We start from the raw sequence: 13,918 nt of genomic DNA on the forward strand, positions 1-13,918 counted from the left end.
CGGACGTAAGGGGGCCGATTTCCTCCGCCGGTAAAGGCGGTTAATCGGCCCGCCGCTTGGTGTTCACCGAAAGGCTGCCCACCGGTCGGTGGGAATGCCGGGTCGGCACCTAGCGTCAACCGCGTGGTCAAGCTCTCCGTCGTCGTGCCGTTCTTCAACGTGCAGACATACGCCCCCGACACCCTCACGAGCCTGCGGGCCAACGCCCGAGAGGACTTCGAGTTCCTGCTTGTCGACGACTGCTCGTCGGACGGGACCCCGGAGCTCCTCGAACGGGCCGCGCGCGAGATCCCGGGTGCCGTCCTGATCAGGCACGCGCACAACGAGGGCCTCGCCACGGCCCGGAACACCGGCCTCGACGCCGCTCGCGGCGAGTACCTCACCTTCCTCGACGGGGACGACTGGCTCGCCCCCGGCTACTACTCCCGCCTGGTCGCCGCCGCCGAGGAACTCGGCTGCGACTTCCTGCGCACCGACCACGTCTCCGTCACCGGCAGGAACCGCGGCATCCGCCGCGCGCCGGTCCCCCGGCGCGGCGAGGTGCTGAACCCGCGGGACGCGATCCTTCCGGCGCACCGCACGACCTCGGTCGACTACCCGTACGCCTGGGCGGGGATCTACCACCGGCGACTCCTGGACCGCGGCCTGCTGCACTTCCCGCACGGGCTGCGGACCGCCGAGGACCGGCCGTGGATCTGGAAACTGCACCGCGAGGCGGAATCGTTCGCCGCGATCGGTGAACTCGGCGTGTTCTACCGGCGCGGAGTGTCGACCTCCCTCACCCAGATCGGCGACATACGGCAATTGGATTTCATTCGCGCTTTCGACCAGGTGATCGAGGAAACCGCACAGGACCCGGACGCGGACCTTCTTCTCCCGAAGGCCGTCCGCACCTATTGCGCGGTGATCGCCCATCACGTCGGATCGATAGAACGCTTCGAACCCGATGTGGCCCGCCAGTTGAAGGCGATGAGCGCGGGCGCGCTGCGGCGCATGCCGCAGGACGTCCTCGACGAAGCTCTGACGGCCATGGGCGGGGACCGCGCGACGATGCTGCGCAAACTGCGGCGACGCCGTCCGGCACCGCCGCCGACACCGGGCGCGGGCCCGGGCGCCGGTACCGGCCCGGCCTCCGCGGAGGTGGCCGCGTGAGCACCCGCCGCACCACCCAGATCTTCTGCGCCTCCACCCTCTACGGGGCGGTGACCCTCGCCGCCGCCATGGACAGCGGCAGCTTCGGCCCCGCCGACCGCCGGATCCTCCTCGTCACCAACAACGCGGCCGTACCGGAGACCACCCCGGCCCTCGACGAGGCCGAGGGCTTCGCGCACCTGCGCCGCCGCTTCGACTCCGTCCTGTCGTGGAACGAGACGATCTCCCCGCTCCACCCGGCCGGCTGGACCCCCCGGGCCAGTGATCTGCCGCTCCTCCAGCGCCATCTGCGCAAGCTCTGGAAGCTCGGCGACGACCGCGTCGAACTCGCCCTGGAATCGCTCCAGGTGACGCCCGCGCTCGCCATCGCCCAGCTGCTGCCCGACGCGCCGATCACCGTGTACGCGGACGGTCTGATGAGCTACGGGCCGACCCGCAACAAGATCGACCCGCAGATCGGCGGGCGCGTCGGCCGGCTGCTCCACCTGGACCTCGTCCCCGGGCTCGCGCCGCTGCTGCTCGCCGAGTTCGGGGCGGTGCCGGAGGCCGTACCGACGGAGGCGTTCACCAAGTGCGTCGACGAGCTGGCCGGGCCCGCCGCCACCGCCGGCTCCGGGGACGGGCCCGCGCTGCTCCTCGGCCAGTACCTGGCGGCGCTCCATCTGCTGACCGTCGCCGAGGAGGAGGAGCTGCACCTGCGGATGGTCCGGGGCGCGGTCGCCCGGGGCCACCGCCGGCTCGTCTTCAAGCCGCACCCGACGGCCCCCGACACCTGGTCGAAGGCCCTGGCGCAGGAGGCGGCGGCGCTCGGCGCCGAACTGGCCGTCGAGGACCGGCCCGTGCTCGCCGAAGTGCTCTACCGCGAGCTGCGGCCCGCCCTCGTCGTCGGCTGCTTCTCCACGGCGCTGCTCACCGCGCAGACCTTCTACGGACTGCCGGTCGCCCGGGTCGGGACGCGCGACCTGCTGGAGCGGCTCACCCCGTTCCAGAACAGCAACCGCATCCCGCTCACCGTCGTGGACGCGGTCGTGCCGGCTCTGGAGGACGGCGCCGAGGGCGGGACGGAGGACGGCGGGGAGGACGCGATCACCACGGCCCGGCTGAACGACCTGGTCGCGGCCGTCGGCTTCGCGATGCAGCCGAAGATCCGGCCGGAGCTGCGGGAGCCGGCGGTACGGCACCTGTCCGGCCCGTTCGCCGAGCGCACCCGGCACCACTTCACCCGCCGCCGCCTCACGGTACTGAACCTGCCCGGCGGCATCCCGCTCCCCCGGCACCCGAGGGTCCGCCGCCTGGCGCGGCGCGCACTGCGGCTGCGGAAGGCGCTGAAGAGGTAGCGACGCCGCGGCGGAAAGCGGCGGGCCCGGGCCCCGTGCGGGGGACCCGGGCCCGCAGGCGCGTAGGGGAGGCGTGTCCGGCGTCAGGCGCGGACGATCGCCTCCTGGATCTCCGTCACCCACTGCGAACGGTCCTCGGGGCACTCCAGGTACAGCTCACGCGCGTAGTGCCGCGTCTCGTACCCGTTGGCCTCGATCCAGCGGGCCAGCGTCTGGGCGGTCGGCAGGATCGTGTCCATCGAACCCCGGTGGACGACGGTCGCCGCCTCCTCGATGCCGGGCAGCACGTGCACCTCGACACCCGCCACGACCGTCCCCTCCGGGACGGTCATGCCCGCGTGCACGAGGACCGAGCCGTCCCCCTTGCCCGCGTCCTCGTAGTACGCGATCCCCGGGCCGAACCCGGTGATCCCGGCCGCCTCCAGGCGGCCGCACAGCTCGTCGTACAGGGGCCCGATGACCGGGCTGATGTCGTGCGGGCCGAAGCTCGCGGCGACCGCGCTCAGTTCGGCGATCCGGACGGCGGGGATCTTCTTGACGACGACGTCCTGGGTGGACATGCGTCCCTCGCTCTCGATGGCTCGGAGCCGCGCGCCGACCTGGGCGAGCCGGGCCCGCGACGCCGCCAGGGCCTCTTCCAGCTCGGCCTGGCGCAGACGCAGCATGCCCCGCAGCTCGTCCGCGTCGATCGTCTCGTCGAGGATCGCCCCCACCTGTTCGAGGGTGAAGCCGAGGTCCTTGAGCGCGATGACACGGTTGAGCAGGGCGAGCTGGTCGGCCGTGTAGAAGCGGTAGCCCGTGTGCGGGTCGACCCGGGCCGGGTGCAGCAGTCCGATGGCGTCGTAGTGACGCAGCATCCGGACCGACACCCGCCCGTGCCGGGCGAAGTCTCCGATGGTGAACATGACGCCCCCTACGACACGCCCTCACACGGTGTGAGGGTCAAGCGGCGCTGCTGAGGGAGAGCTTCGCGGCGAAGCCGAGGAAGAGCGCGCCGGCGGCGGAGGTGGCTCCCGCCGAGAGGCGCCTGCGGCGCCGGAACGCGGCGGCGAGTCGGGTGCCGCCGAATATCAGCATCGTCAGGTAGAGGAAGCTGCCGATCTCCAGCAGGGTGCCGAGCACCAGGAAGGAGAGGGCCGGGTAGGCGTACGCGGGGTCCACGAACTGCACGAAGAAGGAGATGAGGAAGAGGATCGCCTTCGGGTTGAACAGGCTGATGATGAGCGCCCTGCGGTACGGGTTCTCCCCCGGCGCCGCCTGCACCTGCTCGGGCTCCTCGGTCACCGTCTCCCCGCGCGAGCGCCACATCGCCCAGGCCGAGCGCAGCATCCCGTACGCCATCCAGGCCAGATAGCCCGCGCCCGCGTACTTCACGATCATGAAGAGCAGCGGCGTGGTCTGGAGGAGCGAGGCCGCGCCGAGCGCGGCCAGCGTCATCAGGACCGCGTCGCCGGTGAAGACGCCGGCGGCGGCCTTGTACCCGGTCCGGGTGCCCTTACGGGCGGCGACGGACAGCACGTACAGCGAGTTCGGCCCCGGCAGAAGAATGATGAGGACGAGGCCCACGAGATAGGTCGGAAGATCGGTGACACCCAGCATGAAGCGGAGTGTCGCATGTCAGTACGACACTCCGCCCGTGTGTTTCGTATCGCGGAAGATCAGAACGCGTCGGTCGGGCTGTAGGTGCCCCAGACGTCGCGGAGTGCGTGGCAGACCTCGCCGACGGTGGCGCGGGCCTTGAGGGCGTCCTTCATCGGGTAGAGCACGTTGTCGGTGCCTTCGGCCGCCTTCTTCAGTGCGGCGAGCGCGGCGTCCACCGCCGTCTGATCCCGCTCGGCGCGCAGTGTGGTGAGGCGTTCGGCCTGCTGGGCCTCGATGGCGGGGTCGACGCGGAGCGGCTCGTAGGGTTCCTCGACGTCGATCGTGTAGCGGTTGACGCCGACCACGACCCGTTCGCCGCTGTCGGTCTCCTGCGCGATCCGGTAGGCGGAGCGCTCGATCTCGCTCTTCTGGAAACCGTGCTCGATCGCGTTGACCGCCCCGCCCATCTCCTCGACCCGGCCCATCAGGTCCAGGGCCGCCGCTTCCACGTCGTCGGTCATCTTCTCGACGACGTACGAGCCGGCGAACGGGTCGACGGTGGCGGTCACGTCCGTCTCGTAGGCGAGGACCTGCTGGGTGCGCAGGGCCAGGCGGGCGGACTTGTCCGTGGGCAGGGCGATGGCCTCGTCGAAGGAGTTGGTGTGCAGGGACTGCGTCCCGCCCAGGACGGCCGCCAGGCCCTGGACGGCGACGCGGACGAGGTTGACCTCGGGCTGCTGCGCGGTCAGCTGCACACCGGCGGTCTGGGTGTGGAAACGGAGCATCAGCGACTTGGGGTTCCTCGCGCCGAACTCCTCCTTCATGACCCGCGCCCAGATCCGGCGGGCCGCCCGGAACTTCGCGACCTCCTCCAGGATCGTCGTGCGCGCCACGAAGAAGAAGGAGAGCCGCGGCGCGAAGTCGTCCACGTCCATGCCCGCCGCGACCGCCGTGCGGACGTACTCGATGCCGTCGGCCAGGGTGAACGCGATCTCCTGCGCGGGCGAGGCCCCCGCCTCCGCCATGTGATAGCCCGAGATCGAGATCGTGTTCCACTTCGGGATCTCACTGCGGCAGTACTTGAAGATGTCCGCGATCAGCCGCAGCGACGGCTTCGGCGGGAAGATGTACGTGCCCCGCGCGATGTACTCCTTCAGCACGTCGTTCTGGATCGTGCCCGTCAGCCTCTCGGCCGGAACGCCCTGTTCCTCACCGACGAGCTGGTACATGAGGAGGAGCAGGGCGGCGGGGGCGTTGATGGTCATCGACGTCGAGACCTTGTCCAGCGGGATGCCGTCGAACAGGATCCGCATGTCGTCGACCGAGTCGATCGCCACCCCCACCTTCCCGACCTCGCCCGAGGAGATCGGCGCGTCGGAGTCGTGGCCCATCTGCGTCGGCAGGTCGAACGCCACCGACAGACCCATCGTGCCGTTCGCGATCAGCTGCTTGTACCGGGCGTTGGACTCCACCGCCGTACCGAAACCCGCGTACTGGCGCATCGTCCACGGCCGGCCCGTGTACATCGACGGGTACACACCACGCGTGAAGGGATACCCACCCGGCTCACCCAGCTTCCCGGCCGGGTCCCAGCCCTCCAGGGCCCCCGGTCCGTAGACCGGCTCGATGGGCAGTCCCGACTCCGACTCGCGCGTCATTGACCGTGCCTCCCGATAGCTTGTTACTCAGCGGTACTGGCCCTCGCGACGGACTGTAGCGGCGGGTGTCCGAGCCCTGGAGAGCAGCTCGCTGGGACCTTCCTCACAGCATGCGCGGATCGTGACCCACCTGCGCAACCGCACACGCGCGGGATGCATCCCTACGTACACACGACTCGTCCCGGGGGGCAAAAATGAAGCGGTCTTCTTCCGTCATACGCAGAGCGGTTCTGGCAGCGGCCTCGGTGGCCCTCGCCGCGGGCTGTACGGCCCAGGCGGCCGGCTCCGGAGGCGGTTCCGCGAGCCCGACGAAGGGGCCGACGACCTCCGCGCCCGCACCGGCCGCGTCCGGCACCCCCACCGATGCCCCGACCGAGGACGGCAAGGCCCCGTCCCCCTCGGGCACGACGGCGGAGCCCACCTACGCGCCCACCGATGCCCCCACCGGGACGCCGGCGCCCGACGTCCTGATGGGTGACGGGGACGAGAACGAGCAGGTCCGCGAGCTGCAGGCGCGGCTGCGCCAGCTCGGGTACTTCGACCGGGCACCCACCGGTTTCTACGGGACCATGACGGCCGGCTCGGTCAAGGCCTTCCAGAAGAAGCAGGGTCTGCCCCGGACGGGCTCGGTCGACGAGGCGACCTGGCAGGGGCTGCTCGGCGCGAGCCGGAAGCCGACCGCCGACGAGTTGAAGCCGTCGACCACCAACCAGCTCGACACCCCCGACGCGCGGTGCATGACCGGCCGGGTGCTCTGCATCAGCAAGGAGAGCCGGACCCTCGCCTGGATGATCGACGGCAAGGTCGTCTCGGCGATGGACGTCCGCTTCGGCTCGGAGAACACCCCGACCCGTGAGGGCACGTTCACCGTCGAGCGCAAGGTCCGTCAGGACTGGTCGCGGCTCTACCACACGCCGATGCCGCTCTCGATGTACTTCAGCCGTGGCCAGGCGGTGCACTACTCGGCGGACTTCGCGGCCCGCGGCTACAACGGGGCCTCGCACGGCTGCGTCAACGTCCGGGACCGGGTCAAGCTCACGACCCTCTTCGACCAGGTGAAGGTCGGCGACAAGGTCGTCGTCCACTGGTGATCCGGGAGATCCGGGAGATCCGGGAGGGGCTCGACCGGTGACCCGGGAGGGAGAGGGAGAGGGCGCGGGTGGGACCGGGGGAACGTGCCCCACCCGCGCCGAGTGCGCGGAGCCGTAGGTACGGGGGGAACCCCGGCTCACTGCGCGGCCGATGACCAGTCGGCTCACTCAGTACTGCGCCGACGGGCCGAGAAGTGTTACACCGGGAGCGGAACGCGTGCGCTGACGCCGATCCCGAGGGGAAGCGGGGCGGTGAGCCGGGCGGAGTCCGGGGCCCAGGGCAGTGCCGTGTCGCGGCGGTCCTTGCCGCCGCCGCTGCCATCGGTGTCGCCGCGCGAGTCGCCGCTGTCGCCGTCGCGCCCGTCGCTGGGCTTGCCGTCGTCCTTGGCGTCGCCGTCGGAGTCCTTCGAGTCGTCGTTGCCGCTGTCCTTGCCGCCGTCCTTGGTGCCGTCCTCGGGCGTGCCCGTGGCGCCGCCGAGGATGCGGTCGCAGTAGCGGCGCAGGGTCTCGCCCGCGCGCAGGGTGTTCATGAGCCCCTGCCGGCCGGTGGCGTCGAGCTTCCCGGACCGGTACTCACGGCAGGCCTTGGCCACCCGCTCCCAGGAGTTCGTACCGCCCGGGTCGCCGCCCGTGCCGCCGGTCTCCTTGTCCTTGCCGCCCGGCCCCGTCGTGCCGGTGCTCGCGCCCGGGGTGCTCGTGCCCGGCTTCGGGGTGCCCGGTCCCCGGGTGTCCGTGCCGTGGCCGTCGGGGCCTCCGGTGGGCGGCGCCGAGGTGCCGGTGTCATCGCCGGCCGTGGGGGACGCGCCGGGCGTGGGGTCGTCGCCGCCCGGCCGCGTCGGGGGTGCCTCGGGGTCCTGGCGTATGCCGGGGTCCTCCGAGACGAGCGGGTCGGTGGTCTCCCCCGCCGTGACGGAGCTGGCGGGCGCGGGACCCACCATCGGCAGCACACCCGTTCCCGCGGCGACGGCGACCCCTCCGACGGTGACGGCGGCGACCGCGGCGGCGAGTCCGTACCGGAAGGAACGTCCCCAGCGGCGGCTCGGGGCAGCGGAAGGGGCGGCGGCGAGCCGCACCCGGCCGAGTTCGGCGCGCTCGGTGCGGCCGGCCGGCCCCGCGGCGACGGGGGCGGCGGCGCGCTCGGCGGCGGCGGCGCGGAAGGCGGCGAGCGCGGCGGCCTCGCCCGGAAGTTCGGCGTGCGCGGCCGGGAGGACCGCCGGGGTGCGAGCCGCGTCGAGGGCTCCCGCGAGCCGCTCGGCCTGGGAACGCGCGTGGTCGTCGACGGCATCGACCGACTCGCCGCGGAGCAGCCGCTCCGCGGCCTCCTGGTCGAGCCACTGGTACCGCTCGTCGGCCATCACATGTCCTTCTGCGTACGCGGACGTGATTGCGTCACACCGCCGGGGGTCACGGACCCCGGCACGCGCCCGCGTTGCGGAGGCACACCGTCCAGCGGGACGACGTCCTCGCCGGTGCCGTCGGGACCGGTCGCCTCTCCGTCGACGCCGAGGAGTTCGGCGAGCTTCTTGAGGCCGCGGTGGGCGGCGGTACGGACGGCTCCGGGGCGTTTCCCCAGGGTGTCGGCGGCGGTCTTGGCGTCGAGGCCGACGACGACGCGCAGGACGACGGCCTCGGCCTGGTCCTGCGGGAGCTGGGCGATCAACTGCATGGTGTGGCCGGTGGCCAGTGCCTCCAGGGCTTCGCCCGCGGTGTCGGACGTTGCCGGCTTGTCGGTGAGTTCGGTCTCGTCGGCGCCGACGGCGGGGCGCCTGCCGCGCATCCTGACGTGGTCGAGGGCGCGGTTGCGGGCGATCCGGGCCGCCCAGCCACGGAAGCGGTCCGCGTCGCCGTCGAAGCGGTCGAGGTCGCGGGCGATCTGAAGCCAGGCTTCCGAGGCGACGTCCTCGGCCTCGGTGTCGCCGACCAGTGTGCGTATGTAGCCGAGCAACCGTGGATGCACGGCGCGATACACAGTACGGAAGGCGTTCTCGTCCCCGTCCTGAGCAGCGAGCACCGCGGTCGTCAGCTCCGCGTCGTCCCCCAGCACTCCCCAAACCCTGTTCGTCGGTCGCGTCGTCGCTTCATCGCGGCTGGTCACCACCGCCACGCTGCCTCGCGCACCTGCACGCTACGTCGTGTCGCGGCGTCGCGTCCACGCGGTCCGGGGTCTTTGTACAACTTGCAACCTTCGAGCGGTGGTGTGCGCGATGCCTCCGGCAAAGTCGCGCTGCGCGCGGTGTGACAGAAACCGCACCCCTGGCGCTGAAAGGAGTACGGAGCCGTGCTGCGGCTCCGTGGACGACGGCCGGGGTCTCTCCTGTGGGGGGTGGCGACCCCGGCCGTCTCCCTTTTTCCCCTGATTCCCTCCATTTTCAGGGTGTCAACCGATGGTTGACAGTCCAGGACTGTCAACCTAGGGTTGCCTCATGACGAATCCAGTCGGCATGAATGTCCCTGTCCGTCTCGACGAGCTCATCGACGCGATCAAGAAGGTCCACCCCGACGCCCTGGACCAGCTCTCCGACGCGGTCATCGCGGCGGACCACCTCGGCGATATCGCCGATCACCTCATCGGCCACTTCGTGGACCAGGCCCGGCGCTCGGGCGCCTCCTGGACCGACATCGGCCGCAGCATGGGCGTCACCCGCCAGGCGGCCCAGAAGCGTTTCGTCCCCAAGGACCCGGACGCGGAGAAGATGGACGCGAGCGCGGGGTTCGGCCGCTTCACCCCCCGGGCGCGGAACGTCGTCGTCTCCTCCCAGAACGAGGCCAGGAGCGCCGAGAACGACGAGATCCTCCCCGCCCACCTGACGCTCGGCCTGCTCGCCGAGCCCGAGGGGCTCGCGGCGCTCTGGATCGCCTCGCGGGGCGTGACCGCCGACCAGGTCCGTGAGGCCGCCAAGGCGACCCTGCCGCCGGCCGCCGCCGAGATGCCCGCGCTCGTCCCGTTCGACGCGGCGTCGAAGAAGGTCCTGGAGCTGACGTTCCGCGAGGCGCTGCGCCTCGGCCACCACTACGTCGGCACCGAGCACATCCTGCTCGCCCTCCTCGAACACGAGGACGGTGCGGGCGTGCTGACCGACCTCGGCCTCGACAAGGCCACTGCGGAGCAGCAGATCGCCGAGACGATCGCCTCGGCGACGATCGCGGCCCCGGAGGAGGCTTCCTAGGAGTGCCTCAGGCGGTGCGGGCCCGGCGCGAGACGACCGCGCGCAGCACCCGGCCGCCCTCGACGGAGAGTTCACGGGCCCGGCGCAGTCCGGTCGGGCCGTGGGCGACCGATTCGAGGACGGACTGCTGGCGGCGGAGTTCTCCGGCGAGCAGCGGTCCCGCACCACCGGCGTCCCCGGCGCGGCAGCGCTCGACGAGACCGTCGGGCGCCTCGGCCGCGTCGTACCGCCCGTGCAGGGCGAGGGCGGTGACGGAGCACGCACCGGCCCAGGCGCGCAGGGCCTCGGCCGTCCAGGCGGCCGGGGCCTCCGCCAGCATCCGGCGTACGGCCCGGGCGTCCTCCGTACCGTCGGCGTCCAGCTCGACGCGGGCCTTGGCGACGGCCTCGCCCCAGGCGTCGCCGTCGCCGCGCGCGACGGCCGCCCACACGGGCCGCAGGGCGTCGCCCCGGTCGCCGGCGAGCAGCGGGAGGCAGCGGTCGAGGCAGGCGAGCCCGGCCGCGGCCAGGCCGCGCTCATCGGCCCCGTCGATCAGTTCCAGCAGGCTCCGGCCCGTCACCGACGTCATGGACGCCTCCTCGCCACCAGATACGGACGCAGTACGTCCACTACTGCGCCGGACAGCGCTTTTTCGTCACTGCGCGGCCGGAATCATGCCAGTGGCCTTGGCGTGCTGCATAGAGGTCAGACGGCGGACGACGAGGATGGCGAGGACGGCGGCGACGATGTCGAGGCCGAAGCCGGCGAGGGACCACCGGCTCGCGGCGTCGTAGTCGCCGGTGGTCTCCGCCGTCTTGAACATCTGGCCGGAGGTCCAGTTCACGACGGTGCCGACGATCCAGCACGTCCACCAGGTGTTGAGCAGCGTCAGCTCCCGCTTGCCGTCGGCGGCGTACGGCTCCCAGCGGCTGGCCCGCCAGATCTCCACGGCGACCGCCCGGGGGATCCAGAAGTTGCCGATCGGAATGAACCAGCCTCCGATGGCGTAGCCCGGCTTCCGGGTCTGCAGGTCACCGGCCCAGACTTCGGCGTTCTTCCGCAGTCGGTGGAACCAGATGATGAAGACGATCCCCGTCGCCACGTAGAGCGTGAACGACAGGCTGTACACCAGGTTCAGGTCGAGCGGCCCGAACCTCGTCGAATCGAAGTACTCCGTCTCGTCGGCCGCCAGATCACGGACGTCGGCGAGACCGAGCAGGACGTCGAAGAAGATGTTGCCCCCGAGCAGGGCCACGACGGCATGGGAAAGGCCGTTCGGATTGCGCAGCGTGAGCATGTGGTCCCCCCCGGGATCCTGTGGCGACCGGGCGGCCGCCGCCGGGGGAACGTACGCGATCCGGACCGGTCGCGTCCACGACGGAGATCACCGCACCTGCGTCGCCAGTGCCGTGAACCGGTCCCACGTCAGGGTCGGCGTCCTGGCGTCCCAGACCTTCTGGGAGAGGGCCGTCAGGGGCATGCGGATGCCGGCCGCCACCTGGGTCTGTGTCTGGGCCGCCGACAAGTCGCACCAGACCGCGAGCCGGGCGCCCAGGATCTGGGGGGCGTACCGGGCGGCGACCGGTGTCGTGCCGCGCAGGACCAGGGGGGTCCACTGCTCGTAGATGCGGCGGCCCGTGGGGTACGTGAACTGGTTCGGCTCGCCGAGGACGTAGTACAGGTACTCGTCGTTGAGGTTCACGACCTTGCGGCCCTCGGCCAGGTACTCGGCGGGCGGGCGGGCGCCGATCTCCTTGCCGGTCCAGTACTCGACCTCGATGCGCTGGTCGGCGGTGACGACGCCGCCGCGGAAGAAGCCGTCGTTCCAGGCCTTCGCCACCTTGCCCTCGCCACGGACAACCGCCGCGCGGTCGTTCAGCCAGCCCTCCGCCAGGTCCTGGACACCGGCCTGGGGCCCGTACTTCTGCCGGGCGGCCGTGGCGAGCTGCGGGTACGAGGTGGAGGGGCTGCGGACGGTCAGCGCCTGGTACTCGTCGGCGCCGACGTGGAACCAGCCGCCGGGGAAGAGGGCGGAGTACTCGCGCAGCAGATCGTCCACGATCCGCGCCGAGGCCGGCTTCGAGATGTCGATGGCGCCTTGGCGCGGGACCCCCTGGACGTTGCGCAGCTGGAGGTCCGGGTGGGCGCGCAGGACGGCGCCGAGGTGTCCGGGCGAGTCGATCTCGGGCACGACGGTGATGTGCAGGCTCTGCGCGAGGGCGAGGATCCGGCGCACCTCCGCCTTGCTGAGGTGCTGGGCGGAGACGATCTCGGGGTGGCTGTCGGAGGCGATCCGGAAACCCTGGTCGTCGGAGAAGTGCAGGCCGAACTGGTTGAGCTTGAGGTCGGCCATCTCGCGGAGCCGGTCCTCGATCCAGCCGGCGGTGAAGTACTTGCGGGCGATGTCGACGTTCAGTCCGCGCTGGGGCTTGGCGGGCGCGTCGTCGACGACGCCCTCGGGCATCGCGCCGGAGCCCTTCACCGACTGCTTGAGGGTGCGGGTGCCGTAGAAGACGCCGGCCTCGTCGGGGCCGCTGATCCGGACCCGGTTGTCGCGGACGGTCAGGGTGTACGACTCGGGGGCGCCGGTCCCGCCCAGGGCCAGCTCGACGTCCCCCGGCCCGGCGGCGACGGTGCCGCGGTACGGGATGCCGAGTTCCCCGGCGAGCAGCTTCCCCTCGTCGGCGAGGCCCGTGCTGTTCGCGGCGATGACGACGCCGGCGGGGGCCGCGGGCTTCCAGCCGGGGCCGCGGGCGGCCTGGTGGTCGCGGACGGCGGGGATGGTGCGGGGCGCGGTGGAGAGGGGGTAGGTCCGGGTCGGTGTGGGTGTCGGGCTGGGCGGCGCGCTGGTGGGCGCCGCGCTCGCGGACGTACCGGAGGGCGTGTCGGAGGGGGCGGCGGCGGACGTGCCCGAGCCGGAGGGTGAACCGCTGGAGCAGGCCGCCACGGTGGCCAGTGCCACCGCGGTCGCCAGAAGTGCGGGGCCCTTGTGGGGCCCTCGTATGGAGTACCGCATCATTCGGAATCCTCCCGTACGGCGGGCGGTCCGGCCAATCGGGGGACATCGCGGGACATCACGGCGGGCGGACCGGAACCCTTTCGTCCATCGCCTGTTCCGAAACTCTCCCTTCCGGGTGAAATTCGTGCATCCGTCGGACACTTCCCTCGTCCCGTCGGTAACGTTGCGTCACACCCACCCCATCGCGCCCGTCCCCCGCGCGATCGCCCCACCCGTCCCGGAGTACCGGAGCCCACGCTGACCAGCGACACCCATGCCCCCTGCCGCAAACCGGGCTCCACGGACACGCCTGCCATACCCGCCCAGCACAGGGACTCCCCGCTCCATGGGCTCGCGGGCTTCAACGCCGCCTCGCCCGCCGAGGCCGAGGCCGTACTCCTCTCCTGCTGCCACAGCCGGCGCTGGGCCGAACGGGTGGCGGCGCACCGTCCGTATCCCACCGTGGCCGCCCTGCTCGCCGCCGCCGAGGAGGCCGGGTACGACCTGTCCCGCGCGGACCTCGACGAGGCCCTGGCCGCCGAGTCCTCGGCCCTGCCGCACCCCGACGCCCCGCCGGCCGCGCGGACCGCACTGCGGGCCGCCCATGCCGCGTACGAGAGCAGCTTCGGACGCGCGTTCGTGATCAGCCTCGACGGAGTGCGGCCCGGAGAACGTCTCGACCAGGTATTGGCAGGCATTCGGTCACGTCTCGGCAACGAACCGGAGGAAGAACGCGTGATCGCCGCCGATGAACTCAGGCGCCTCTCCCGCGCACGGCTGGCGTTCCGGCTCGCCGAGGGCCTCACACCGCGACACTCCGGCTTGTGATTCCGTCCGGAATGCGGCGATTCCGGCCTGTGCGATAGCCCGTCCGTGCCTGTTTGATCACACCGATGGACCCCGCGCGAGCGAACCGACAAGTCGTCGCTACGATGACCGGGGCCGGTGGACCGTA

Annotated in this window: 13 protein-coding genes; 5 read left to right on the forward strand and 8 right to left on the reverse strand. The window is 71.8% G+C overall.

What is annotated here, in order from left to right; translation table 11 throughout:
- The first annotated feature begins 123 nt into the window (after positions 1–123).
- Both OG259_RS16295 and OG259_RS16300 read left to right on the forward strand, forming a co-directional pair.
- Entirely contained in the window at positions 124–1,152 is a 1,029-nt protein-coding gene (locus tag OG259_RS16295) for a glycosyltransferase family 2 protein (protein WP_328942942.1), read from the forward strand.
- The gene (locus OG259_RS16300; RefSeq protein ID WP_328942943.1) at positions 1,149–2,489 is read left to right on the forward strand and encodes a polysialyltransferase family glycosyltransferase; all 1,341 of its coding nucleotides are present in this window, start codon (positions 1,149–1,151) and stop codon (positions 2,487–2,489) included. The genes OG259_RS16295 and OG259_RS16300 overlap by 4 nt, the downstream gene beginning before the upstream one ends.
- A gap of 83 nt (positions 2,490–2,572) precedes the next feature.
- On the opposite strand, the gene OG259_RS16305 is transcribed toward OG259_RS16300, so the two are convergent.
- The 3 genes from OG259_RS16305 to OG259_RS16315 are packed head-to-tail and all read right to left on the reverse strand — an operon-like array spanning position 2,573 to position 5,728.
- Positions 2,573–3,394, reverse strand: coding sequence for a MerR family transcriptional regulator (locus tag OG259_RS16305; protein ID WP_328942944.1), 822 nt, complete (start codon positions 3,392–3,394; stop codon positions 2,573–2,575).
- Positions 3,395–3,431: 37 nt separating this feature from the next.
- Entirely contained in the window at positions 3,432–4,088 is a 657-nt protein-coding gene (gene leuE, locus OG259_RS16310; RefSeq protein WP_328942945.1) for a leucine efflux protein LeuE, read from the reverse strand.
- Between the two features lie 59 nt (positions 4,089–4,147).
- Positions 4,148–5,728: an acyl-CoA mutase large subunit family protein gene (locus tag OG259_RS16315; protein WP_328942946.1), complete on the reverse strand. Its 1,581-nt coding sequence runs from the start codon at positions 5,726–5,728 to the stop codon at positions 4,148–4,150.
- Positions 5,729–5,922: 194 nt separating this feature from the next.
- On the opposite strand from OG259_RS16315, the gene OG259_RS16320 reads away from it, so the two are divergent.
- Positions 5,923–6,819 (forward strand): L,D-transpeptidase family protein, encoded by an 897-nt coding sequence (locus OG259_RS16320; protein ID WP_328942947.1) that lies wholly within the window; start codon positions 5,923–5,925, stop codon positions 6,817–6,819.
- Between the two features lie 197 nt (positions 6,820–7,016).
- Here the strand turns inward: OG259_RS16320 and OG259_RS16325 are convergent, their stop codons facing one another.
- On the reverse strand, positions 7,017–8,174 hold the full coding sequence (locus tag OG259_RS16325; RefSeq protein WP_328942948.1) for a hypothetical protein: 1,158 nt from the start codon (positions 8,172–8,174) through the stop codon (positions 7,017–7,019).
- On the reverse strand, positions 8,174–8,863 hold the full coding sequence (locus tag OG259_RS16330) for an RNA polymerase sigma factor (RefSeq protein ID WP_328942949.1): 690 nt from the start codon (positions 8,861–8,863) through the stop codon (positions 8,174–8,176). Before OG259_RS16330 ends, OG259_RS16325 begins: the two co-directional genes overlap by 1 nt.
- A 379-nt stretch (positions 8,864–9,242) precedes the next feature.
- On the opposite strand from OG259_RS16330, the gene OG259_RS16335 reads away from it, so the two are divergent.
- On the forward strand, positions 9,243–9,986 hold the full coding sequence (locus OG259_RS16335) for a Clp protease N-terminal domain-containing protein (RefSeq protein ID WP_328942950.1): 744 nt from the start codon (positions 9,243–9,245) through the stop codon (positions 9,984–9,986).
- 7 nt (positions 9,987–9,993) lie between these two features.
- Here OG259_RS16335 and OG259_RS16340 read toward each other — a convergent pair whose 3' ends face one another.
- From OG259_RS16340 to OG259_RS16350, 3 genes are all read right to left on the reverse strand, one after another.
- The gene (locus OG259_RS16340) at positions 9,994–10,554 is read right to left on the reverse strand and encodes a hypothetical protein (RefSeq protein WP_328942951.1); all 561 of its coding nucleotides are present in this window, start codon (positions 10,552–10,554) and stop codon (positions 9,994–9,996) included.
- 66 nt (positions 10,555–10,620) lie between these two features.
- A complete protein-coding gene (locus OG259_RS16345; RefSeq protein ID WP_328942952.1) occupies positions 10,621–11,262 on the reverse strand; it encodes a DUF4328 domain-containing protein in 642 nt (213 codons plus the stop codon).
- An 87-nt stretch (positions 11,263–11,349) separates the two neighbouring features.
- A complete protein-coding gene (locus OG259_RS16350; protein ID WP_328942953.1) occupies positions 11,350–12,984 on the reverse strand; it encodes a beta-N-acetylhexosaminidase in 1,635 nt (544 codons plus the stop codon).
- A gap of 237 nt (positions 12,985–13,221) precedes the next feature.
- Here OG259_RS16350 and OG259_RS16355 point away from each other — a divergent pair, with 237 nt between their 5' ends.
- The gene (locus tag OG259_RS16355; RefSeq protein WP_443052130.1) at positions 13,222–13,791 is read left to right on the forward strand and encodes a 2-oxo-4-hydroxy-4-carboxy-5-ureidoimidazoline decarboxylase; all 570 of its coding nucleotides are present in this window, start codon (positions 13,222–13,224) and stop codon (positions 13,789–13,791) included.
- The last annotated feature ends 127 nt before the right edge of the window (positions 13,792–13,918 follow it).

Origin of the sequence: Streptomyces sp. NBC_00250 (genome assembly GCF_036192275.1) — a bacterium.
Classification (GTDB): Bacteria; Actinomycetota; Actinomycetes; order Streptomycetales; family Streptomycetaceae; genus Streptomyces.

Excerpts from the sequence above, each read along its gene's own strand:
- OG259_RS16325 (WP_328942948.1), bottom strand. The coding sequence starts at position 8,174 with ATGGCCGACGAGCGGTACCAGTGGCTCGACCAGGAGGCCGCGGAGCGG.
- OG259_RS16345 (WP_328942952.1), bottom strand. The coding sequence starts at position 11,262 with ATGCTCACGCTGCGCAATCCGAACGGCCTTTCCCATGCCGTCGTGGCC.
- leuE (WP_328942945.1), bottom strand. The coding sequence starts at position 4,088 with ATGCTGGGTGTCACCGATCTTCCGACCTATCTCGTGGGCCTCGTCCTC.
- OG259_RS16320 (WP_328942947.1), top strand. The coding sequence starts at position 5,923 with ATGAAGCGGTCTTCTTCCGTCATACGCAGAGCGGTTCTGGCAGCGGCC.
- OG259_RS16315 (WP_328942946.1), bottom strand. The coding sequence starts at position 5,728 with ATGACGCGCGAGTCGGAGTCGGGACTGCCCATCGAGCCGGTCTACGGA.
- OG259_RS16350 (WP_328942953.1), bottom strand. The coding sequence starts at position 12,984 with ATGATGCGGTACTCCATACGAGGGCCCCACAAGGGCCCCGCACTTCTG.
- OG259_RS16335 (WP_328942950.1), top strand. The coding sequence starts at position 9,243 with ATGACGAATCCAGTCGGCATGAATGTCCCTGTCCGTCTCGACGAGCTC.
- OG259_RS16305 (WP_328942944.1), bottom strand. The coding sequence starts at position 3,394 with ATGTTCACCATCGGAGACTTCGCCCGGCACGGGCGGGTGTCGGTCCGG.
- OG259_RS16340 (WP_328942951.1), bottom strand. The coding sequence starts at position 10,554 with ATGACGTCGGTGACGGGCCGGAGCCTGCTGGAACTGATCGACGGGGCC.